Origin of the sequence: Halorubrum sp. AD140, from assembly GCF_034497445.1 — an archaeon.
Classification (GTDB): domain Archaea; phylum Halobacteriota; class Halobacteria; order Halobacteriales; family Haloferacaceae; genus Halorubrum.
Map to the genome: position 1 here is coordinate 1 of NZ_JAXRUU010000244.1, position 1,237 is coordinate 1,237.

Annotated in this window: 1 protein-coding gene and 1 pseudogene; both read right to left on the reverse strand. The window is 70.9% G+C overall.

Annotation, left to right across the window (positions count from 1 at the left end):
* Positions 1-186: 186 nt before the first annotated feature.
* On the reverse strand, positions 187-915 hold the full coding sequence (locus U4E84_RS17865) for an SDR family oxidoreductase (RefSeq protein ID WP_322533421.1): 729 nt from the start codon (positions 913-915) through the stop codon (positions 187-189).
* Between the two features lie 186 nt (positions 916-1,101).
* Positions 1,102-1,237: pseudogene (locus U4E84_RS17870) on the reverse strand (thiamine-binding protein); the annotation flags it as partial.

Here is a 1,237-nt window from a genome sequence, read left to right on the forward strand (position 1 = left end):
CGACGGCGAGACCGCGACGACGACGCTCGACGTCGTGTTCCGCGCGGACGTCGCCGGCGGCGGCGAGGAGGCGACCGTCGTCCGCACGACGACCGTCGACGTCGCGGTCGAGAACCCCGCGGGCGACGCGACCGCCGGCGGCGGGGTGGACGTGGACGCGGCGTAGGGCGGCCCCCGCCGCTCGACTTATAAGTGCATCCCGCCGTCGACCTCCAGCACCTCGCCGTGGACGTACTCGTTGTCGATCAGGTACCGGACGGTGTCGGCGACGTCCGCGGGTTCGCAGGCGTACTCGGGGAGATGCGTGTCGACGTTCTCGTGGCCGTGGAACTCGATCCCCTCAAGATAGTCGAGGATGACGTCGTTGAGGTCGGTCTCGACGGGCCCGGGCGCGACGGCGTTGACCCCCACGCCGTCCGGACCGAACTCGCGGGTGAGCGCTCGCGTCAGCCCGTGGAGTCCGGCCTTGCTCGCGGCGTAGCTCGCGTCGACCGTCCCGAGCGTGCCGCCGACGCTGGAGAGGAAGACGACGTCGCCGCCGCTCGCCCGGAGGTGCGGGGCCGCCGCGCGGGTGACGCGGAACGCCCCCGAGAGGTTGGTATCGATCACCGACTCCCACTCGGCGTCGGTCGTCTCATCCAGGCGGTTCGGCCGCGTGACGCCGGCGTTGTTGACGACCGCGTCGAGCGAGCCGAACGCGTCGACCGCCGTCTCGACCAGCCGGTCCGCGGCCGCGGACTCCGAGACGTCGGCCCGCACGGTGACGGCGTCGCCGCCGGCCTCGCGGACTCGATCCGCCGTCTCGGCCGCGGCGGCCTCGTCCGACCGGTAGTTGACCACGACGTCGCGCTCGGCCAGTTCGACCGCGATCGCTCGCCCGATGCCGCGACTGCTTCCGGTGACCAGTATCGCCATACCAGCCCGTGTAATTACTAACTAATACCACTAACGAATAACACGGCGTTTCCGAACGCCGCTCGGTCGCAGTCGAGCCCGCAGTTCCGTCCGGGGCCCTCGCTTCGCCTTCCGTCAGCGCTCCCGCTTCGCCTTCCGTCAGCGCTCCCGCTTTGCCTTCCGTCAGCGCTCCCGCTTCGCCTTCCGTCAGCGCTCCCGCTTCGCCTCCCGCCCGAGCGCCTCTTCGACGGCCTCCACCTTTCTGTCGGCGCCCGTCTCCGCGGTCCGCTTGTCGTCGATTTTTAAGACCGTCGAGACGCGGTCGCCGTCGACGGCCTCGTGG

Excerpts from the sequence above, each read along its gene's own strand:
- U4E84_RS17865 (WP_322533421.1), bottom strand. The coding sequence starts at position 915 with ATGGCGATACTGGTCACCGGAAGCAGTCGCGGCATCGGGCGAGCGATC.